A 22267-nucleotide genomic window follows, 5' to 3' on the forward strand; every position below is an offset into this window, starting at 1 on the left:
ATCCGAAAGGCGGTGGGAGCTGTGCGGCTCTCACGAAGAGGCCTGCTCCGCGCGGGCCTGGCCGGCACGGCCGCCACGGCGCTGGGCGGCCTGGCGTCCGGCTGTGCCGTTCCGACCGGCTCGACCGGCCGGAACATGGTCCTGTGGTACTGGGACGGCGGCCTCGGTGACACCGCCGTCGACAAGGCCAAGGCCCGCTACGCGAGCAGCGTGGACCTCCAGGCCATCAAGATCGGCGGCTACTACCGGTCCAAGCTGATCACCACCATGGCCGGCAACGCCCACGTCCCCGACATCGCCGGCCTCAAGGGCGAGGACATGGCGTCCTACCTGCCCAACGCGGACCAGTTCGTGGACCTCAGGACACTGGGCGCGGACAAGTACAAGAGCCAGTACCTGGACTGGAAGTGGGACCAGGGCATCGCCGACGACGGCACGATGATCGGCTTCCCGATCGACTGCGGGCCGGTCGCGCACTTCTACCAGTACGAGGTGTTCCGCAAGGCGGGACTGGCGTACGAGCCCGCCGACGTCTCCAAGGAACTGAACACCTGGGAGAAGTTCTTCGCGGCCGGTGAGCGGCTCAAGCAGCGGATCCCGGGGACCTCGCTGCTCACGGACGTCAACAGCGTCTTCGAGAACGTCGTGCAGCAGGGCAGCAAGCGGTACGTCGACAAGGACCGGCACTTCATCGGCGACCAGGAGCATGTGCGCAACGCCTGGGCGCTCGCGGTGGAGGCCAAGCGGCGCGGGATCGTCTCGAACCTCGTCACCGGCACCCCGGACCAGATCTCCGCGGTCGACTCCGGCAAGCTCCCGAGCCAGCTCGGCGCCTCCTGGGCGACGTACGACATCAAGAACGGCAACCCGAAGACCAAGGGCAGGTGGCGGATCGCCGACATGCCGGTGCGGCCGTCCAACAACGGCGGTTCGTTCCTGTCGATCACCAAGGCGTGCCGGGAGCCCGAGCGGGCCTTCGAGATCATCGCCTGGATGCTCAACGCGTCCAACCAGGCCTCCGGTTACGTCGACGCGGGCCTGTTCCCCTCGACGCCCGCCGCGTACGACCTGAAGCGGCTTCGCGACCCCGACCCCTTCTTCGGGGGCCAGGTGACGACGGACGTCTTCGGGCCCGCCGCGCAGAAGATCGTGGTCGCCTACAACAGCCCGTTCGACGTGGCGCTCGGGCAGCCGATCAAGGACGAGATCAAGAACGTCGGCGTCCTCGGCAAGGACCCGAAGAAGGCCTGGAGTGACGCCATGGGCAAGTGCCGGCGGATCGCGAAGCACCTGGGGGTGAGCTACTGATGGCCACCGCGCTGGACAAGCCGCCCGTCATGGCGGAGCAGACGCCGACTGCCGGACCCCGCTCGGGTTTCCGTAAGTACTGGCACCTGTACGCCGCGATCTCCCCCTTCTACCTCCTCTTCCTCGCCTTCGGCCTGATCCCCGTCGGCTTCTCGCTCTACCTCTCCTTCCACCGCTGGGACGGCCTCGGCTCGATGGAGTGGGCAGGGCTCTCGCAGTACCAGTACCTGCTGAGCGACAGCGACTTCTGGAGCTCGATCGGGACCACGCTGATCATCTGGGCGCTGGCCACCTTCCCCATGATCTTCCTGGCGATGATCACGGCCGTGATGCTCAACTCCGCGGTGCGCTTCAAGAACGTCTACCGCTTCGCGTACTTCCTGCCGAACGTCACCTCGGTCGTCGCCATCGCCATCGTCTTCGGCTCGGTCTTCTCCACCAACTTCGGCCTGATGAACGCCCTGTTGCAGGCCGTGGGGCTGGACCAGGTGGCGTGGCTGAACACCCCGTGGGGCATCAAGGTCGCCATCGCGACGCTGATGACCTGGCAGTGGACCGGCTACAACGCGATCATCTTCCTCGCGGGCCTGCAAACCGTCCCGAGCGAGCTGTACGAAGCGGCGCGGGTGGACGGCGCCGGTCCCGTGCAGACCTTCTTCCGGATCACACTGCCGATGCTGCGGCCGACGCTGCTCTTCGTGCTGGTGGTCTCGACGGTCACCGGACTGCAGAGCTTCACCGAGGCGCAGGTGCTGCTGCAGAACACCTCGAACGACTCGACGTTCTCCGGCGGCCCGGACCACGCGGGCCGGACGATGGTCCTGTACTTCTTCCAGCAGACCTTCGACAACAACGACTTCGGCTACGGCGCCGCCGTGGCGTGGGGGATCTTCCTCGTCGTCGTCATCTTCTCGATCATCAACTGGCGGCTGGTGCAGCGCCGGGGCGAAGACTAGGGAGGCCTGACCACCATGGCATCCATTCAAGGAACACGGCGGCCGAAGGCCATTCGGGGAACCCGCAGCCGGGGCATCGCGCTGCACGCCGTACTCGTCATCGGCCTGCTGCTGTCGGCCTTCCCGTTCTACTGGGCCGTCATCATGTCGACCCACACGTCGACCGAGATCTTCTCCTACCCGCCGAAGCTGCTGCCCGGCTCGCACTTCCTTGAGAACGCCCGCAGCCTCTTCGACAACATCGACTTCTTCGGCTCGATGCTCAACTCGCTGCTGGTGGCAGTGGCGGTGACCTTCCTCGTCCTGCTCTTCGACTCGCTGGCCGCGTTCGTCTTCGCCAAGTTCGACTTCCCCGGCCGCAGGCTGCTCTTCACGCTGCTGATGATCATCTTCATGGTGCCGACGCAGCTGGCGATCATCCCGCAGTTCGTGATGATGGCGAACATCGGCTGGATCGGCTCGATGACGGCGCTCATCGTGCCGGCGGCGGCCAACGCCTTCGGCATCTTCTGGATGCGCCAGTACATGAAGAGCGCGATCCACGACGAGCTGCTGGACGCCTCGAAGATCGACGGAGCGCACTTCCTGCGCCAGTACTGGCACGTGGCCCTCCCGGTCGTCCGGCCGGGCCTGGCCTTCCTCGGCATCTTCACGTTCATGGCCCAGTGGAACGACTACGCCTGGCCCCTGATCGCCCTCACCAACCCGGACAACGTCACCCTCCAGGTCGCGCTGTCCCAGCTCAACGGCGTCCACGGCACCACGGACTACGGCATGGTGATGACCGGCGCGCTGCTCGCCCTCATCCCCCTGCTCATCGTCTTCGCGATCGGCGCCAAGCAGATCATCGGCGACCTCGGCAAGGGGGCCATCCGCTGATGGACCCGCTGCTGGGGCTCCGCCCCTGGGAGGCACCCGAGGTGACCTCCTGGGGGCGACTGCCCATGAACGCCGTCGACCGGCGCTCCGGAGGACTCCCCTTGGACGGCGACTGGCGCTTCGCGTTGCTGCCGACTCCGGACGCGCAGGTCGGCGGTCCCTGGTCCACGGCGTACGTCCCCGGTGCCTGGACCGTGCAGGGCACCGACGACCTGCCGCAGTACACCAACGTCCGGATGCCGTTTGCCGAGTTCCCGCCCCACTCCCCGGCCGCCAACCCGACGGGTGTGTACGAGCGTGACGTGGACGTCCCCGCCGAGTGGGCCGGACGCCGGATCGTGCTCCGGGTCGGGGCCGCCGAGAGCGTGCTGCTGGTGCATGTGGACGGGCGGCCCGTCGGCATCTCCAAGGACTCGCACCTGGCGGCCGAGTTCGATCTGACGGGAGTGGTGCGCGCCGGGGAGCGGGCGACCGTACGCCTGACGGTCGTGAAGTGGTCGGACGCCTCGCACATCGAGGACCAGGACCAGTGGTGGCACGGCGGGATCACCCGCTCGGTGCTGCTGTACGCGACGGACCCGCTGTATCTCGCGGACGTGACCGTGCGGGCTGCCTTCAGCGGGGAGCTGCGTGTGGACTGCCGAGTGCGGGACGCTCGCGGTGCGCTCCCCTCCGGGTGGTACGTCAGCGGGGAACTGGACGGTCAACTCCTCGTGCAGGACCGGGAGTTCGACCGTTTCAATGCCGAGGACGAGCGCGTCTCCGACTTCTTCGGCGAGGCCCGGATGCGGACGACCGTCGAGGACGTGCGCACCTGGAACGCGGAGACGCCCGAGCTGTACGGCCTGACCGTCCGGCTGCACCGCGCCGACGCCACGGTCGCCGACACCTCCCACCACCGCGTCGGCTTCCGCGACGTCGAGATCGTCGGCCGGGACCTGCTGGTCAACGGCGAGCGGGTCTTCATCCGGGGCGTGAACCGGCACGACTTCCATCCGCTGACGGGGCGGACGGTGTCGTACGACGACATGCGCGCCGACCTCGTCCTGCTGAAGCGGTTCGGGTTCAACGCGATCCGCACCGCCCACTACCCGAACGACCCGGCGCTGTACGACCTCGCGGACGAGCTCGGCTTCTACGTCGTCGACGAGGCGGACATCGAGTCCCACGACCACGCCCACGAGATCGCCGACGACCCGCGCTATCTGAACGCCTTCGTGGACCGGGTCTCGCGCATGGTGCTGCGCGACAAGAACCATCCGTCGATCATCATCTGGTCGCTGGGCAACGAGTCCGACTACGGCGCGAACCACGACGCGGCGGCCGGCTGGGTGCGCCGCCACGACCCGTCGCGGCCGGTCCAGTACGAGGGCGCGGCCAAGCTCGACTGGGCGGCGACGGACGACGCCTCCGACATCGCCTGCCCCATGTACGCGCCGGTCGAGGACTGTGTCGCCCACGCCCTGTCGGGCCGCCAGACCAGGCCGCTCATCCAGTGCGAGTACTCGCACGCGATGGGCAACAGCAACGGCACGCTGGCCGACCACTGGGCTGCCATCGAGGCCACCCCAGGTCTTCAGGGCGGGTTCATCTGGGAGTTCTGGGACCACGGAATTCTGCAACGCGTGAGCGATGGCAGACCTGCCGGGCGCGCGGGCGCCGGGCTCTACGACAACGGTGTCACCGCGCCCGGGTACCGCTGGGCGTACGGCGGTGACTTCGGCGAGTCCCTCCACGACGGCGCGTTCATCGCGGACGGCATGGTGTTTCCCGACCGCACGCCCAAGCCGGCGATGTACGAGCACCGGGAGATCGCGGCGCCGGTGCGCATCGAGTGCTACAAGCACGAGGGCATCGTGCTCGGCAATCACCAGCACTTCCGGGACCTGGACTGGCTGGCCGGCGAGTGGCGGCTGGACCTCGCCGACGGCACGACGCTCACCGGACCGGCCGAGCTGCCGAACCTGTGCCCCGGCGAGACGGCCGCCGTGCCGCTGCCCTTCGAGGTGCCGCAGGACGGCGGCGAGGCCTGGCTGACGCTGCGTGTGACGGTGGCCGAGGGCCGGCCGTGGGCGCCGCGCGGCACCGAGGTGTGCGTGCCGCAGATCCGGCTGCGCGGGCCCGCCGTGGCCTCGGACGTTCCGGTGGACGGGCAGGTCGAGGTCGACGGCGAGGGACTCCTCGTCCATCCGCTGCTGACGGCGGCCCCCACGCTCTCGCTGTGGCGGGCGCCCACCGACAACGATGAGCTGGGCGGCATGGCCGGGCGCTGGCGCAACTGGGGGCTCGACGCGCTGGTGCGCAAGGTCGTGTCCGTCCGGCAGGACGCCGGCCGTGTGACGGTGGAGGCCGAGTACGCGGGCACCACGGGTGTCGTGCGGCACCGGCAGGTGCTCACGCCCGTCGAGGGCGGCGTCCGCGTCGACGAGGAGGCCGAGCTGCCGGAGACGTTCGACGACGTGGCACGGGTCGGCACGGTCTTTGAAACGGGCGCGGGGCTCGATCTGCTGGAGTGGTTCGGGCAGGGCCCGTGGGAGTCGTATCCCGACCGCGGTACGGGCGCGCCCGTGGGCCATCACTCGGTGCCCGTCGACGAGTTGTTCACCCCGTATCTGCGTCCGCAGGAGAGCGGAGGCCGACACGGTGTACGGCGGTTCACGCTGTCGGCGCCGGACGCCACCGGACTCTTGGTCGGCCTTGACGAACCCCGCCAGGTCTCCGTGACCCGCTACCGCGCCGAGGACCTCACCTCCGCACGCCACCACGACGAGCTGGTCCCGCGGCCCGGCTGCGTGGTGCACATCGACGCCGCGCACCGGGGCCTGGGCACAGCCTCCTGCGGGCCCGACACCTCACCGTCGTACCTCGTCGCGCCGGGCATCCATCGCTGGAGCTGGACCCTGCGCGTTCTCTGAACTCCCCCCACGCCCTTCGCTGTCACCTCCCACGGATCTCACCGATCTCACGGATCTTCTTACGGAGCACACGTGTGTACTTCGCATGACCATGCCCAGGGCGAGGCCGAGCAGGCCGGTGCCGGAAGACGCGGTTTCCTGCGCGCGACCGCGCTGCTCGGCGCCGCCGCCACTGCGGGGGTCTCACTGCCGGCCGTGGCCGAGGCGTCCCCGGCCTCGGCCGGCCGGCGTCCGGACGCCGACAGCCGCCGCTTCACGCTGGCCGTGATGCCCGACACCCAGTACCTCTTCGACGGACCGAGCATCAACGCGGCGCCCGTCGAGGCGTCCCTGCGCCACCTCCTGGAGCACGGGCGGGAGGAGAACATCGTCTTCCTGTCCCACCTCGGCGACCTCACCGAGAACGGCGCGAAGGAGGAATGCGCCGCGATCGGCAAGGCGTTCGAGCTTCTCGACCGCGGGGGCGTCGGCTACAGCGTCCTCGCCGGCAACCACGACGTGAAGTCCTCCACGGACGACCAGCGCGGCTCGACGCCGTACCTGGACACGTTCGGTCCGCGGCGCTTCGAGGGCAAGCGCACCTTCAGGGGCGCGTCTTCGGACGGCTACAACACCTACCACCTGTTCCGCGCGGCCGGCCGCGAGTGGATGGTGCTCGCCCTGGACTGGCGGCTGTCGGAGAAGGGCTACGCCTGGGCGAAGGACGTGCTGGCCCGGCACCCGAAGACACCCGTCATCCTCACCACCCACGAACTCGTCCTCCAGGACGACGCGTTGTCGTCGTACGGTCAGCAGCTGTGGGACCGGCTGGTCAAGGACCACGACCAGATCTTCCTGACCCTCAACGGGCACTACTGGCCCGCGGGCCGTGTCACGCGCCGGAACGCGGCGGGCAACGACGTCCACCTGCACCTGACGAACTACCAGAACCGCTACTTCGGCGGCGCGGCGATGATCCGCCTCTACCGCTTCGACCTCGACCGGAACGTCATCGACGTCGAGACGGTCTCCCCGTGGATCCTGGGCCGGGCCGCGAAGGGACTCAACGAGCTGGAGCGGCAGGAGATCGAACTCAGCGGCGACGCCGACCGTTTCTCCGTCGGCATCGACTTCGAGGACCGCTTCTCCGGCTTCGCCCCGGTACCCGCCCGCCCGGCGCGTCCCGCGTCGAAGATGCTGATCCGGGACACGGCCGCGTACTGGCGCTTCGAGTCGCCCGTCGCCGGCACCGTCCGTGACCTGTCCGGCCGCGGCAACGACCTCACCGTGGTCTCGGTGGGCGGCGGCAAGCTCGGCTGGTCGGCCGACCACCACCCGGACCAGCCCGGCCACGGCAGCCTGGAGTTCCAGGGCTTCAAGTCCCCGCTGAAGGGGGCGTATCTGCGCACGGTAGAGGGCGCCCCGATCAACTCGGCCACGTATCGCAACGGTTACACCGTCGAGGCCTTCTACCGGCTCCCCGCCGACTGGGACGCCTCGCACAACGCCTGGGCGGGCCTGGTCAGCCGTACCGGCACGGGCGGTGCGGCAGGCAAGACGGAGGGCGACCCCGACGAGCCGCTGGCCACGCTGTCCCTCTCCGACGGGCCCGGCCCGCAGTGGGCGGTCCGCCCGCTCAACCAGCAGGACATCGCCACCAATTGGGGCGACGAGACCGCACGCGAGACCTGGTGGCACGTCGCCGTCGTCAACGACGGCGGACACACCACGCTGTACGTCCAGGGCTGCCCGGTGGCCCGCAACCCGCACGCCACCGCGATCGGCCTCACCTCGGTGGGGCTGCCGTGGCTGCTGGGCGGCTACGAGTACGGCGGCAAGATCGACCAGATCCTGTACGGCCGCCTCGGCGACGTCCGTATCGTCGCGCGGGCGCTGCCCGTCACGTCCTTCATGAACCACTGACGCACCGCCGAGGATGAAGATGACTGAGCAACAGCTGCCCGTCTGGGCCGACCCGTCCGTCGCCCCCGCCGACCTCGACCCGCAGGGCGTCTCCCGACGGGGACTCCTGCGCCGCGCGGGCCTGTTCGGCGCCGCGTTCGCGCTCGGATCCGCGGCCGTGCCCGCTGCGGCGTCCCCGCGGGGGTGGGGCGGCGACGACCCGCGCCTCGCGTACCTCGTCGGCGACCACCACATCCACACGGTCTACAGCCACGACGCCAAGTACACGTTCTCCCAACTGGCCGCCGCGGGCGCCAAGTACGGGCTGGACTGGATGGTGTTCACCGAGCACTCCAACTTCGGGCACGCCAAGTACGGTGCCGCGCTGGAGCACGAGGAGATCCTCAAGGCGCGCGCCGAGAACCCGCGCCAGCTCATCTTCCAGGGCCTGGAGTGGTACATCCCGGCCGCCGAGCACTGCACGGTCTTCGCGGCGCCCGGCCGGCACGAGGTCGACCTGCTCACACAGTTCGAGAGCGCCTACGACGGCAAGCTGCTCGGCTACGACAAGGGCGGCCCCGCCGACGCGGACACCGCCCGCAACGAGGCCCACGCCGTCAAGGCCATCAAGTGGCTGGCGGAGCAGCGCCGCAAGGGTTACGTCGACGACGTCCTCGTCCTCGCCAACCACCCGCTGCGCCTGGGCATCGACTCCCCGCACGAGATGCGGGGCTGGCGGGACGCGGCCCCCGAGATCATGATCGGCATGGAGGGTGCGCCGGGCGCGCAGGGCGCGGCCATCCCCGGCCGGCGCGGAAGCACGTCCATGCGCGGCGAGTACGAGAACAAGCCCTCGGCACAGTCCTGGCCGGGCTACCCGGCGGAGGCGTATCTGACCTACGGCGGCTTCGACTGGGCGACCGCGACGGTCGGCGGGCTGTGGGACTCGATGCTGGCGGAGGGCCGGCTGTTCTCGATCACCACGAACTCCGACGCCCACCGCATCGTCTTCGACACCTGGCGCAACGGCGACTGGCCGGCGGGCCGGAACTTCGACAACACCGGCAAGCTCCCGGACCCGGTGAACACCGACACCCCGCAGCCGGGCAGCGACTTCTGGCCGGGCCAGTTCAGCCGCACCCACGTCGGTGTGACCCGCTACGGCTACCGCGCGGTGATGGCGGGCCTGCGCGCGGGCCGTGTCTGGCTCGACCACGGGCATCTGCTCGACGGCCTCGATGTCCGCCTCAAGCGGGACTGCGACCACGGCCGCGGCGTCACCCTGGGCGGCCGGCTACGCGTGCGCGAGGGCGAGAAGCTCACGCTGAACATCACGGTCACGACGGCCTCCCGGCCCAACCCGCAGGGCATCCTGCCGGAGTTGGCGCACGTCGACGTCGTCCGGGGTGCGGTGCGCGGCCCGGTGGCCGACCGGGACGCCTGGAAGGCACCGGACACCAAGGTCGTGGCGACGAAGGACGTGAGCGGTCGCAAGGGGACGTACACCCTGCGCATCCCGCTGACCGCGGGCAGGGAGTCCTTCTACGTCCGTCTGCGCGGCAGCGACGGCAACCGCAACGGCACGGGCTGCCTCGGCGCGTCGGTCGACCCGCACGGCCCGATCCCGCACGCGCCCGGAGACGGTGACCCGTGGGCGGATACGTGGTTCTATTCGAATCCCGTATTCGTCGACGTGGCAGGAGCCTGAGGATCTGATGAAGCGTCAACTTCTCGCCCCCGTCTGCTTATTGGCCGCTCTCGGGCTCGGCGCGGGTACCGCCTCCGCGGCCGGTGACCCGCAGTGGGCCGAGTCAGGCACGGCGTACACCGACACGCTGGGCGGCGGGCAGGGTCTCGCCGCCCGGGCGGACGGCTCGCTCCTCTACCGGGGCATGACCGACATCCCGCTGGACCTGAGGATCAAGGGCTGGAACCACGTGGGCGACCCGGACATCGCCCAGGGCCACGTCTTCGACGCCTACCAGGGCCCGGACACGGCCACGTCCAAGATGTTCGCGGTGACGACCCCGGCCGGGAAGCGCTACGAGTACGTCCACCAGCTCAACCCGGGCGAGAAGCTGAACAACTCCTTCGCCGCCGTCTCCCCCGACGGGCAGTGGCTGGTGTCGGGCGAGTGGGGCGACCAGCGAAGACTCCAGGTCTTCCCCGCTCCCCTGCTCAACCCCGCCACACCACCGACCGGCGGAGACCTGAAGGAGGCCTGGCAGATCGGCCTGGACAAGCCCGTACGCGACATCCAGGGCTGCGACTTCGTCACCGACACCCGCCTCATCTGCGCCTCGAACGACGCCTCGGGCACCCTCTTCCCGGAGATCCGCCCCCTCCTCCAGGTCGACCTGCCGCGCAAGGTGGACGGCCAGCCGATGACGGGCGCGGTGAAGAGCCTGTTCGCACTGCCGCAGCGCAGTGTGTGCACGGGCACGTTCGAGACGGAGGGCGTCGACTACGACGTGAACAGCGGCACGTTGCGGGCTCAGATGATTCCGCCGGGGGTGTGTGCGGTGGCCACGGCCGTGTACGCGTACAAGCAGGGGACCTGAACGCCAAGTCCTGGACACCTCTCGGCCATTGACCTGCCGGCAGCCGGAAACACCCGCACACCGGGATGATCTGGGGCACGATGGGGAATGGCCGTTGCACGGCCACACAGCATGCCGCAGCGGGCGGGGGCTTCGAGAGGGGGCCGCGCATGCTCAAAGACGTGTTCACGGGGGACGGACGCCGATTAGCCGTCGAGATCAGCGGAGATCCCGGCGGCTCTCCGGTGTTCCTGCTGCACGGCACGCCCGGCAGCCGGCTCGGCCCCGCGCCCCGGCCGATGCTGATCTACCACCAGCGAGTCCGGCTCATCACGTACGACCGCCCCGGCTACGGTCCCTCCGACCGGCTCTCCGGGCGCCGGGTCGCCCATGTCTCCGCCGACGTCGCCGCCATCGCGGACGCCCTCGGCATCGAGCGCTTCGCCGTCGTCGGCCGCTCCGGCGGCGGCCCGCACGCCCTCGCCTGCGCCGCACTGCTGCCGGACCGGGTGACCCGGGCCGCCGTGCTGGTCAGTCTCGCCCCGCGGGACGCCGACGGGCTGGACTGGTTCGCGGGCATGACGGCATCCAACGTCAACGAGTACACCAAGGCGCTGGACGGGCCCGACCAGCTGGAGGACAGCCTGCGAAAGCGGTCCGTCGACATCCGGTCGGACCCTCGCAAGCTGCTGGCGCAACTGCGCTGGGAGCTGACCGAGTCCGATCTGCGGGTCGTCTCGGACGCGGGGATCCGCGCGATGCTGCTGCGCAACTACCGGGAGGCGCTCAGCGTGTCCGCCGACGGCTGGGTGGACGACGCCCTGTCGTTCTGCAGCCCGTGGGGCTTCTCCCTCGCGGACATCTCCGTACCCGTCCTGCTGTGGCACGGCGAACGGGACGGGTTCTCGCCGGCCAGCCACACCCGCTGGCTGGCCGCGCGCATTCCGGGCGGCCGGGCCGTCCTGCAGCCCGACGAGGCGCACTTCGCGTCGCTGCGGGTGCTGCCCGACGTCTTCACCTGGCTGCTGGGCGGACGCTCGCGGCTGACGGCCGAGCCCGCCTGAGTCCCGTACCGATCACACGGCCGGCGGCTCCAGGTCCCGGTGGATGCGCTTGCCCTCGCGGACGCTCACCGTGTGCGGATGGTTCTCGCCGAGCAGCCGTACGAACTCGGCGTGGGTGCTCTCCTGGAGCTGGTCGGACTCGGGGATGCGGCCCAGCGCGCGCAGGGTCACGCCCAGGTTGGCGCGCGAGACGATGGTGTCCGGGTGCTCGTGGCCGAGGGTGGGCTGGAAACCGGCGACCGCCGTCCGCTCCAGGTCCTCCGCCTGGCGCAGCTCGTTCAGTTCCGCCAGCACATTGGCGAGGTTGACGGCACAGGCGAGCGTGTAGGGGTGACGGTCGCCGAGCGCCTCCTTCAGGGTGTCGAGGTTCTTCTCCAGCAGCGTCCGCGCCCTGTTCGCCTCGCCGGAACCGCGCAGGAAGATCCCGAGGTTGTTGACGGCGGCGAGCGTCGCCGGATGCCGCTCGCCGGGCGCCGTGCGGTACTGCCGCACGATGTCCTGCGCCAGTGCCAGGGCCTCCTCGCGCGCCCCGGTGGCGTACAGGTCGGTCGCGTAGTTCAGGGTGCAGTCCAGCACATCGGGGGTGGACGCGGGTGTGTCCCGCAGCCGGTAATGCTCGCGGGTCTGCTGGGTGAGCACCCGCGCCTCGTCCACCCGGCCGGCCTTGCGCAGCGACACCGCGAGGCTCTTCGCATTGCGCAGAGTCTCCGGGTAGGTCTCGCCGAACAGCCGCTTGTACGACTCGTAGCTGCTGCTCAGCAGGGAGATGGACGGCTCGTACTCGCCGGTCTCGCGCAGGTCGCGGCCCAGGTTGGTGATGCTGATCAGGGTGTGCGGATGCGCGGCACCGAGGTCGTTGCGGCGCAGGTCGTAGATCTCCTGGTCGACGTCGCGGGCCTTGGTGTAGTGGCCGAGCAGTCTCAGGCACACGGCACGGTTGTTGTTGGCGCTGAGGGTACGCGGGTGATCCTCGCCGAAGTTCTCCTTGAAGCCGTTGTAGGCCTCCTTCGCCAGCTCCAGGGCGTCCTCGAACCGGCCGATGCTGCCCAGGTCGGTGGCGAGGCCGCTGGCCGTCATCAGGATGTGCGGATGGCCGGGCGTCAGCAGGGCGCGCTGCTGGGTGAGGGTGTCGGAGCCCAGCTCCTCCGCCTCCACGTACTTGCCGAGCGAGCGCAGCACGTTGGCGATGTGGAACCGCAGGTGCAGCAGCTGGGTCCGGAGTTCCGTCGCGTAACGCCGCTCCTCGGCGAGGGTGCGCGGGGCCCGCGGGTCCCGCGGGTCCCGTAAGCCGGCCGGCTGCGGCGCCGGTGCCTGCCCGGCCGGCTCCCGCTTCTCGAGGTCGGCGATCCTGCCGCGGCTGACCGTCAACTGGCTTTCCCACAGCTGCCGCAGGCCGTGGGCGAAGGACAGCGCGGCGTTCAGGTCGCCGCGCTTCCACAGGTAGCGGACGCGGTCGATGAGCAGTTGCCGGGTCTTCGGCTCGTCGCAGATGCTGGCCTCGGAGGCCTCCAGGTGCGGCCAGATCGCGGCGAAGATGGGCTGGTTCTTCGGGTCGTCGATCGGCTCCTCGCCCGACGGGCGGGCACCGGCCAGGATGCGGTGCACGACGTGCTGGGCGTCCTCCTGCTCCCGGGGCGTGAGCTGGGAGCGGATCACCGCCTGCACCAGCCGGTGCACCTGGATCGACTCGGTGGCCCGGTCCACCTTGGCGAGGGCGAACCGGCCTATCTCCCGGATCACCCGGCCGAGGACCATCCTCTCCTGGAGCGACGGGTCCAGCTCGGCCAGGACGCTCGTCATCTCGTCGCCGTAGAGCAGCTCCATCGAGATGGGTTCGGCGGCGAAGAAGGCGCACAGCTGGAGCAGGCGCACCGCCGCCGGGGAACGTTCCTTCAGGCGGTCGATGGAGACGTTCCAGGTGGCGCCGACCGGTTCGGGGTAGTTCGCGGGCTGGCTGAGCGACAGCACCCGCTCCGCCTGGTGCTCCAGTTCGGTGAGGTAGGTGTCGACGGGCGTGCCGGTCTCGGCCAGCCAGGCGCCGGCCTGGTCGAGGGCGAGGGGCAGGTCGCCCACGGCGGCGGCGACCCGGTCGGCGTCCTCCGTGCTGAGGTCGGCGGCTCGGCGCAGCAGATGCTCGATGCTCTCCTCGCGCAGGAACGGGTCGATCTCCAGGGCCTCGCCGAACTGCAGCCAGGTCTGGTTGCGGGAGGTGACCAGCACATGGCCGGCACCGCCGGGGAAGTGTTTGCTCACCTCCTGCGGCTCGTCGGCGTTGTCGAACACCAGCAGCCAGCGCAGCGTCGCGGACGACTGGCGCAGATGGTCACAGACCTCCTGGGCGGCCTGCGCGGCGTCGTCGCCGATCCGCAGCCCCAGCCGGCGCGCGAGCTCGGTGAGGGAGGACACCACGAGCTCGTTCTGCTCGGAGGGGATCCACCACACCAGGTCGTAGTCGGCGGCGAAGCGGTGCACGTACTCCAGCGCGATCTGCGTCTTGCCGACGCCGCCCAGCCCGTAGAGGGCGTACGGCGCCGGGGAGGCGCCCGAATTGCTGCTGCCGAGCCCGTCGCGGAGCCTCTCCAGCAGTGCGCTGCGGCCGGTGAAGGAGGAGTTGCGCGGCGAGACGTTCCAGAACTTGGGCACCGTGTCCGGGAATCGGGCGTCCCGGAACGCCGACTCGTCGGTCAGCTCGGCGGGCAGCGGCGGCTTGCCGAGGGCCCGCAGCAGCCCGGAGGCCGCGTTCCGCTCGCTGGTGCGCACCAGGTCGACCGAGGGCCGTTCGCTGAACGTGGGCGCAGGGCGCAGGTCGCCGACCCGGACGGCGACCACCTGCCGGCGACCCGAGAGATCACCTCCGGCGGCCGCGTCCCACACCTGACGGGCCCGCGCGGAGCGCTGGAACGCCGGGGACAGGACGAAGACGGTGCGGTCGGCGGGCTTCTCCGCGCCGTCCCCCTCGCAGCCGACATATCTGCGCGACACCTTGAACCCGGCCCTGGACAGCTGGGAGGCGATCCAGTCGGCCCACATGCGGTCCTCGGACACATAGCTGAGGTGCAGGTCGGCCGGGAGCGCGAGCCGGGGGCGGGTGAACTTCGACGCGACGGCCTCGCGCACCTCCTCAGCCATCCGCGGCAGAGCCATGACGGCCTGATCGCTGATCACGCCGGTGAGCCGCTCGAAGGCGGCCAGCAGGGACGTGGCGTTGCCGGCCTCGTCGCCGAACGTGGCCAGCGTCTCCTCGTAGGCGTAGTAGGGGCGGTAGGGAACCTCCACCGACCCCCAGTAGCCGGTGAGTTCCTCCTCGGCCATGCCGGTGGGGAACCCGTCGAACTTGGCGCGGGCAAAGGCGCGCCCGGCGTCCGCTTTCTCCTTCTCGCCCTCGTCTATGCGCATGGGCACGGGCAGGATGCGGATACGGCGACGGCGGTACCGGTCGCGGATGTCGTGGGCGACCGCCGCGGCGCCGTCGATGCTCTGGTCGCTGAGGGTGAAACAGTCGACCAGGGTGTCGGGCAGGTGGGCGGTGCAGACGTCGGCGATGTCGGACAGTCCGGTGCGGCTGTCGACGAGGACGTAGTCGTAGTTGTGGCGCATGTCCTCGCGCAGCGCGTCGAAGAAGAGTCCGCCGCCGAGGTCGTCGTAGAAGTGGTCCCAGTCGAAGGTGCTCACGAGCGCCGAGTAGTCGCGGTCCTGCCGCCCCGCGGACACCAGGTCCAGGGTGCCGGGCTCGGGGAAGGGCCAGTCCAGGGAGACGGCGTGGCGCTGGATGCGGGCGTAGTCCAGATGCCAGTCCGGCGGCCGCTCGTCGGTGCCGTCGTCGCCGTCGCCGGTGGCCGCCCAGGCGTACTCCTTGAGCATGTCGATGACGCCGGTGGTGGCGCCGACGGTGGCCGGGTCGAGGAACGGGTGGAAGAAGCGGTGCAGGCCAGGTGCCTCCAGGTCCCAGTCGACGGCGAGGACGCGTTTGCCGTTGGCGGCCAGGATCCATGCCGTGTTGGCGAGGGCCATGGTCCGGCCGGTGCCGCCCTTGTACGAATAGAACGTGACGATGCGGCCGGCCCGGCCGTCCTGTTCGTCAAGGCTGCTCATCGCGGTCTTCCTCCTCGGCGTTCCGGCGGTGTCCCTGGGGTCGGCTGTCCTGGCTGTCCTTCCCGCACAGCCGGAATCGCTCGGTGCCCTGTCCGGCCGGTGGCCGGGGCTGGGCCCGCTTGCGGTACTCGCCCTCCGCCCACTGCACGACGTCGGGGAGGACCTGGTCGAAGGTCTTGTGGTCCGGCACGCCCCGGACCGCGGGTCTGCACGCCTGCCGGCCCAGCCGGATGCGGCGCGGCAGGGTGGCCTCGGCCTGGGCGGCGAGTTCGTACTCGGCCTCGTCGCTGTCGGGGTCGTTCTCGTTCCACGGCACCACCAGGCCGGTCGGCGGCAGATCACTGCTGTCGAACTCGCCCAGGGCGGAGCGGTGTTCGGGATCGCGCAGCACCCAGCGGTCGAGGAGCACGACCTCGGGCCCTTCGGCGGGACCCGCGGTGTGGTCGAACTCGCGGACGTCGGGGCGGAATTCGAGGCTCTCGGCGATGTCGGCGGCGATCCGGGCGAGGGGCCGGCCGGACGCCGGGTGGTAGGGGTTCCAGTCGACGGCCGAGGGGCCGTAGTAGTCGGGCGTGCGGCCCTCGGGGAGCCGGTTCAAGGAGGCCGCCGCCACGCTGATACGCAGGGTGCGCCCGGTGGTCGAGGTCGTCGTGGGGGTGGCCGCGAAGACGTCGGGTGCCGTGCTCAGCCCGGCGCGGTCGCCGTGCTCGACGACGACGCTGTCGCCCACGTCGACGATGCGCCGGGCCAGATGCAGGACCGCCTTCTCGTAGTCGCTGCGGAAGGCTCTCAGTTTGGCGAGCCCGTACAGCCCCAACGTGCGGTAACGCTGGCCGAGTTCGGGGTGGATGTACTGCACTTCCCTGACGGATTCGGGGAGCCGGCGGTCGGGCACGGGCGACCACAGAGCGGGCACCACCCCGCTGGGATCACCGGGTTGCTCGGCGTCGACGTGGCGCGCCGGGCGGCTGCTGAAGGCCCCCCACTCCCTGCCGCACCACGAACTGATGAAGTAGCGCGGCGAGTAGAGCGGTACGAACACCCGGCAGCGGGCCAGCGAGTCGCCGAGTTGACTGCTCCAGATCTGCCCGGTCCGAATCGACCCGTCCATGAATCCCGGCGCGCCCGGATGTGCCGTCATGTGCTTGATGTGCTCGCACAGTTCCTGGAAGAGACGGTGGACCCACAGATCCGGGTTGACCGAACCGGAGCCGTCCTGTGGCATGCGGGCGTAACTGAGAAAGAAATAGGGGGCGGTGGCATCCCCCAGTGGTTCCGTCGGCTCCACGCGATCCCCCGATCCCGTCCCCCGTTCCCCCCGCCCGGCGGGGGTGGACACTCAGTGTAGGAACCTCGCAGCGATTTGTGACGGGTCTGTGAAAACGTGGCGGGATCGTTTTCCGGCCAGCCAGGCCGTGGCGAAGTCCACCGCCGCGCCGAGCGGGAACAGCCGGGCCTGGGTGGCCCCGACGCGACCGCCGCGCACGACCGGGTCGGGCCGTGCCGCGTCCGCCTTCTCGAAGTCGGCACCCAGCGCACCGAAGTCGCTGTCGTCCAGGTCGATGTCCTCGTACTCGGTCCATCGGTGTCCTCCGTCGCGCCGGACCACGCAGCGGTAGGTCCGCCGGGGCGGCTCGGGGACCCGGTACTCGCCGAGGTGGAAGGCGCTGCACACCTCGAACCCGACGCCCAGCAGCAGCACTTGGGCACCGGCGGCGTACAGCCGGCCCAGCGGCGAGCGTTCGCCCAGGTGGCAGTTCTCGTCGTGCACGGCCAGCAGTTCCCCGGCCCGGGCGCCCACGGCGGCGAAGGAGGTCTGCGGATGCGCGCTGCGCACCCGTCCCTCGGCGCACCGCACGGCCTCGGCCAGCCGCCCCATGCCCTCGGAGGGCGTACCTTCGGGATCGAAGGGTGGCATCTTCCTTCTCAGTGCCCGGATTTGATCGGTCGTCATGTTCCGGGTGCGGTCGCGGTACGCCGGTGAGGTGTCGGAGTTGCCTGCGGTGAAGGTCGGCACGACGAGCGTGCCCTCGGGGCCGAGGACGGTACGCAGTGCGGCCAGGACGGCACCGGGTCCGGCCTCGACCCGGCGCAGGGAGGCGTGGACCAGCAGGGCGGCCCCGGGCTCCACGCCCAGTACCGCGAGGTCCTCAGCGATCTGCCCGCCGGCGCCGGCGTTCACAGGCACCGCCCGATGCCGTCGACGAACCGCCGGCCGAGCCCGGTCAGCGACGGGGCGGCCGTGAGCTCCGCCCACTGGGCGTGCGTACGGCGGGCCTCCTCGGCGTCCTGGCGCAGGGCGTCGGTCGCGGCGCGCGCGTAGGTGTCGGCGAGCAGCACGCCGGTGCGGGCGTCGGACTCGTCGTACAGGTCGCACGCGTCGAGCAGCGCGTCGAGCAGACCGAGCCGGAATCCACGTACCAGGTCCACGGCGACACGCTCCGGGTCCGGGTCGAGATGGACGGCCAGCGCGCTGAACCCTCCGCCGGGCACGAAGTGTTCGGGATCCGGCGGGGCGGCGAGCGGAGTGATCACGCGGAGGCCCTCGGCCATGCCGGCGGCGACGGCCGGCACGGCTTTGCGGATCAACGCCCAGGCCTGCGGCAGCACATGACGCCAGAGCTCGGTCTCCGCGTCCGTCAGCCGTCCACCGACCAGAGTGGCGTAGCAATCGCGATGGGGATCGACGTCGTCCAGGGCTACGTCGAGCCCGTCGGCCCGGACCCGGGGCAGCGGCTCCCAGTCCGGACCGGCGAGGCGCTGCCTCGTCAACTCGATCCGCTGTGCGCCGAGTCGGGTGCGCACGCTGCCCAGCCCGGGAAGATGGGCGAAGCCGTCATGCACCGGCACCTTCACCTGCTCGACGGCCCGGGCGGGCAGCGCCACGGCGGCCACGAGCGAGGCCAGCTCGTCGGGCGAGGCGGCATCGTCGAGGCAGCGTACGGCCCAGGTGCGGGTGTACGGGTGGGACAGGAGCGGCTCGAGCAGAGCGCCGTCGCGCCGCCCCAGATCGAGGGCGAGCTGCCAGGACCGGGCCCACAGCTCGCCCGCCCGCGGCCCGACCTCCTCATGCACGGCGGTCAGCAGCCCCCGGGTGACGTCCTGCCGTACCCGAGCCAACTCCCGTACGCCGGCGCCCTCGTCGCTGCCGTCGGCCAAGGCGTCGAGGCTTTCGATCGGGCGGGTCGCGCTCGCGCCGGTCCGGGCGTCGATGGAGAGGATCAGCTCTTTCAGGTCCGCGCAGAAGACGGACGGGTTGCCGAATCCGGTGCCGTCGGACCGGTAGCGATGGGCGAACAGCCCGCCGCCGCAGGAGCGCACCACGGGGCAGGCGCGGCACTGGTCGCTCAGGTCGTCGAGGCCGTGCTGCCGGGCAGCGATGCCGGGATGGCCGGCCACCTCGTCGAGGGTGTGCCGGTGGACGTCCTTGCCGGTCACCGGTGCCCCGTCGTACGCGGTCTTCAGCGAGTCCGCCTGCTCGTAGGTGCCGTCGGTCTCGACCACGACGACGTCGGCGGCCTCCAGGCCCATCGCCTCGGTCAGGCCGGGGCCGCCGCCGAGGGTGCTGACGACCGAGTCGAACAGCCGCACCGGCATCGGACGTCCCTGCTCGCTCCAGCGGTCGTGGATGGTGAGGAGCCAGTCGGCGTACGGGGTGTCGGCGCCGGCGGGTCGCAGGGGAGGTTCGTCCCAGGTGGCGTGCGGCAGGAGGAAGTCGATGCGCGGGGGACGCAGTGCGGCCAGGGCGTCGTAGACGGCGACGGGGTCGTTGCGCACGTCGATGGTGCACAGGATGCCCGCGTAGAGGTGGCGATAGCGGTCCTGGTCGAGCAGGGCGAGTGCGCGGAGGACCTTGTCGTGGCTGCTGCGGCCGTTGGCGAAGAGCCGGTGGCGGTCGTTTGCGGCTCGGTCGCCGTCGAGGGAGACACCGACCCGGACGCCGTACTCGGCGAAGAGGTCGAGGTGGCGCTTGCCCAGCTGAACGGCGTTGGTGTGGATGCGCAGATCGAGGGCGCAGATGCCGTGCAGTGCGGTGGTCAGCGCCTCACAGACGGCGCGTAAGCGTGCAGGCCCTGCAAGCAGCGGCTCGCCTCCGTGCAGGATGACCTGTACGGAGGCGAGCCGGTGCTTCTTGGCATGCTCCGCCAGCCGAAGGGCGGTCCAGGAGATCGTTTCCTGTGAGATCACCCTGGGTCGCGAACTCCAGCTCTGGTCGGCGTGCTCGTAGATGTAGCAGTGCCGGCAGGCGAGGTCGCATCTGCTGTGCACTTTCAGCACGAGCTGCCGCAGCGGGACGGTCGGACCGGTCATGACGGAGTATGCGGTGTCCTCAGATGGACGACTGGAAGGTAACCGTTCCCCCCCTGCGCGTCTGCTCCGACGAGCGAGCGCGACGTACGCCTCGGACGCTCTTCGGGTCGTGCGGAGCGTCGAGACCCGGCGCGGTGGTGTGAGCTTGGGCAGCCGACGGACGAGCCTTGGTGCCGACAGTGGCTCTGGTTGGAACGGTCACGGTATTCCCTGATCAGGAGGGGAAGGTGGGTGAGTGAGTGGACACTCTGGCAGCACGTTACAGCCGCGGGGTCGCCAGTACCCCGCTGATGACCAAACTATGCACCCGACTGGGGGATATCGGTACCGCTTCGGGGTAACGAAACACCTCAGCTGTAGAACCGGGACAGACTCGTCAGTACCGCCGCCGGCTTGGTCCCGCCCTCGATCTCTATCGTGCCGTCCACGGCGATCTGTACACCGCCCGGTACCTCCTGCACCTCCGCCAGTTTACCGACGAGTCGGATCCGCGACCCGGCTTTCACCGGAGACGGGAAACGCACCTTGTCCAGCCCGTAGTTGACCTTCGTCGTCACCCCCTGGACGTCCAACAGCCCGGTGAACAAGGGGATGAAGAGGGACAGCGTCAGATAGCCGTGCGCGATGGGCGCGCCGAAGGGCCCCTCCGCCGCCCTCTCCGGGTCGACGTGAATCCACTGGTGGTCGCCCGTGGCGTCGGCGAAGGTGTTGATGCGGTCCTGGGTGATCTCGATCCACTCGCTGGTGCCGAGGTCGCTGCCGGCCAGCTTCTTCAGTTCGTCGAGGCCGTTCACGGTGAGGGTCATGCGGTTCCTTCACTCTTGCCGTACCTGGTACGGACGCGGGACTTGAGGAGCTTTCCGGAGGCGGTGCGCGGGAGTTCGGCCGCGAGGACCACCGACTTCGGGATCTTGTACTTGGCGAGCCGGCCGGACAGGGAGGCCAGTACCGCGTCGGGGTCGACGGTGGCGCCCTCGCGGGGCACGACGACCGCGCGCGGTACCTCGCCCCACTTGTCGTCCGGCACCCCGATCACCGCGCACTCGACGATGTCGGGGTGGGCGAGGAGCAGGTCCTCGATCTCGGCGGGGTAGATGTTCTCACCGCCGGAGATGATCATGTCCTTGATGCGGTCGACGATGAAGACGTAGCCGTCCTCGTCGATGCGGGCCGCGTCCCCGCTGCGGAACCAGCCGTCCGCGAAGGAGGCGGCCGTCTCCTCGGGCAACCCCCAGTAGCCGGGCATGACATGGGGCCCGCGGACCACGACCTCGCCGGTCTCGCCCACGTCGACGGGGGCGAGGTCCGGCCCTACGACGCGTACGTCGCTGAAGAAGTGCGGCACGCCCGCCGAACCGGCCTTCGTGACGGCGTGTTCGGCGTCCAGGAACAGGGTTCCGGGCGCGGCCTCCGTCATGCCGTAGCCCTGGAGGAAGGTCAGGCCGCGTTCCTGGTACGCGGCGATGAGCGGGGTCGGCACGGGGGAGCCGCCGCAGGTCAGGATGCGCAGGGACGACAGGTCCGCGTCGGGCCAGCGCGGGTGCCTGGCCACCTGGTCGAACATGGTCGGCACGCCGAACATGAAGGTGATCCGGTGCCGTTCGATCAGGTCGAAGGTGACGTCCGGGTCGAAGGCCTCGACCAGGACGCAGGCGCCGCCCTTGAGGAGCACGGGCAGGGTCAGCATGTTCAGACCCGCCGTGTGGAACAACGGGGCACAGACCAGGGCGCGTTCGTCGGCGATCAGATCGGTGTCGACGAGGACGTTGAGCGCGTTCCAGGTGATGTTGCCGTGGGTGAGCATCGCGCCCTTGGGGCGGCCGGTGGTCCCCGAGGTGTACATGATGATGCAGGTGTCGTCGGAGGTGACGGGGGCGTCGATCGGTTCCTCGGACGCCGACGCGAGTGCCTCCTCGTATTCGGGGCCCAGTTCGACGTAGGTGCGGACGTCGGTGCTGCCCGGGAGTCCTGCGACCAGACCGGTGTGTGACGGGCCGTGGACAAGGGCCTTGGCGCCGGAATCGGCGAGCTGGTAGGCGATCTCGGGGCCTGCCAGGCGGGTGTTGAGGGGGACGAAGACCGCGCCCAGCGTGCCCGCCGCGAACAGGGTCTCCAGATAGGAGGGGTGGTTCGGGCCGAGGTAGGCGATGCGGTCGCCGCGGCGGATGCCACGGTCGCGCAGCGCGTGGGCGAGGCGGGTCGTGCGCGTGTGCAGGGTGCGGTAGTCCATGGACGTCCCGCCGTGGATCAGGGCGGTGCGGTGCGGGGTCTTGCGGGCCCGGCGTGCGGGCCATGACCCCAGTCCCTCGTTGCGCATGTCA

Annotated in this window: 14 protein-coding genes; 8 read left to right on the forward strand and 6 right to left on the reverse strand. The window is 70.3% G+C overall.

Annotation, left to right across the window (positions count from 1 at the left end; all coding sequences use genetic code 11):
• The first annotated feature begins 21 nt into the window (after positions 1 to 21).
• The 8 genes from OG331_RS11310 to OG331_RS11345 all read left to right on the forward strand — a co-directional run bounded on the left by OG331_RS11310 (position 22) and on the right by OG331_RS11345 (position 11543).
• The gene (locus OG331_RS11310; RefSeq protein ID WP_406194633.1) at positions 22 to 1308 is read left to right on the forward strand and encodes an ABC transporter substrate-binding protein; all 1287 of its coding nucleotides are present in this window, start codon (positions 22 to 24) and stop codon (positions 1306 to 1308) included.
• Positions 1308 to 2264 carry a carbohydrate ABC transporter permease gene (locus OG331_RS11315; protein WP_406194635.1) on the forward strand — a complete coding sequence of 319 codons (957 nt, stop codon included), beginning with the start codon at positions 1308 to 1310 and terminating at the stop codon, positions 2262 to 2264. Before OG331_RS11310 ends, OG331_RS11315 begins: the two co-directional genes overlap by 1 nt.
• A 15-nt stretch (positions 2265 to 2279) precedes the next feature.
• Positions 2280 to 3143, forward strand: a complete 864-nt coding sequence (locus OG331_RS11320) for a carbohydrate ABC transporter permease (RefSeq protein WP_406194637.1) — start codon at positions 2280 to 2282, stop codon at positions 3141 to 3143.
• On the forward strand, positions 3143 to 6058 hold the full coding sequence (locus tag OG331_RS11325; protein WP_406194640.1) for a glycoside hydrolase family 2 TIM barrel-domain containing protein: 2916 nt from the start codon (positions 3143 to 3145) through the stop codon (positions 6056 to 6058). Before OG331_RS11320 ends, OG331_RS11325 begins: the two co-directional genes overlap by 1 nt.
• 72 nt (positions 6059 to 6130) lie before the next feature.
• Positions 6131 to 7960, forward strand: a complete 1830-nt coding sequence (locus OG331_RS11330) for a LamG-like jellyroll fold domain-containing protein (protein WP_406194642.1) — start codon at positions 6131 to 6133, stop codon at positions 7958 to 7960.
• A 19-nt stretch (positions 7961 to 7979) separates the two neighbouring features.
• Entirely contained in the window at positions 7980 to 9647 is a 1668-nt protein-coding gene (locus OG331_RS11335) for a PHP domain-containing protein (RefSeq protein ID WP_406194644.1), read from the forward strand.
• A 7-nt stretch (positions 9648 to 9654) separates the two neighbouring features.
• The gene (locus tag OG331_RS11340; protein ID WP_406194646.1) at positions 9655 to 10500 is read left to right on the forward strand and encodes a hypothetical protein; all 846 of its coding nucleotides are present in this window, start codon (positions 9655 to 9657) and stop codon (positions 10498 to 10500) included.
• 149 nt (positions 10501 to 10649) lie between these two features.
• On the forward strand, positions 10650 to 11543 hold the full coding sequence (locus OG331_RS11345; RefSeq protein WP_406194649.1) for an alpha/beta fold hydrolase: 894 nt from the start codon (positions 10650 to 10652) through the stop codon (positions 11541 to 11543).
• A gap of 12 nt (positions 11544 to 11555) precedes the next feature.
• Here the strand turns inward: OG331_RS11345 and fxsT are convergent, their stop codons facing one another.
• The 6 genes from fxsT to OG331_RS11375 all read right to left on the reverse strand — a co-directional run bounded on the left by fxsT (position 11556) and on the right by OG331_RS11375 (position 22263).
• A complete protein-coding gene (fxsT, locus tag OG331_RS11350) occupies positions 11556 to 15635 on the reverse strand; it encodes an FxSxx-COOH system tetratricopeptide repeat protein (RefSeq protein ID WP_406194651.1) in 4080 nt (1359 codons plus the stop codon).
• Complete coding sequence (locus OG331_RS11355) at positions 15622 to 16974, reverse strand: TIR-like protein FxsC (protein WP_406194653.1); 1353 nt, start codon at positions 16972 to 16974, stop codon at positions 15622 to 15624. The genes fxsT and OG331_RS11355 overlap by 14 nt, the downstream gene beginning before the upstream one ends.
• Complete coding sequence (locus OG331_RS11360) at positions 16975 to 17823, reverse strand: aminoglycoside N(3)-acetyltransferase (protein WP_406194655.1); 849 nt, start codon at positions 17821 to 17823, stop codon at positions 16975 to 16977.
• Positions 17814 to 19946: an FxsB family cyclophane-forming radical SAM/SPASM peptide maturase gene (locus tag OG331_RS11365; RefSeq protein WP_406194657.1), complete on the reverse strand. Its 2133-nt coding sequence runs from the start codon at positions 19944 to 19946 to the stop codon at positions 17814 to 17816. The genes OG331_RS11360 and OG331_RS11365 overlap by 10 nt, the downstream gene beginning before the upstream one ends.
• Before the next feature lie 350 nt (positions 19947 to 20296).
• Positions 20297 to 20752 (reverse strand): MaoC family dehydratase, encoded by a 456-nt coding sequence (locus OG331_RS11370; RefSeq protein ID WP_406194660.1) that lies wholly within the window; start codon positions 20750 to 20752, stop codon positions 20297 to 20299.
• Positions 20749 to 22263, reverse strand: a complete 1515-nt coding sequence (locus OG331_RS11375) for an acyl-CoA synthetase (RefSeq protein ID WP_406194663.1) — start codon at positions 22261 to 22263, stop codon at positions 20749 to 20751. Before OG331_RS11375 ends, OG331_RS11370 begins: the two co-directional genes overlap by 4 nt.
• Between the last annotated feature and the right edge of the window lie 4 nt (positions 22264 to 22267).

The organism is Streptomyces sp. NBC_01017 (genome assembly GCF_045162795.1).
Lineage (GTDB): Bacteria > Actinomycetota > Actinomycetes > Streptomycetales > Streptomycetaceae > Streptomyces > Streptomyces machairae.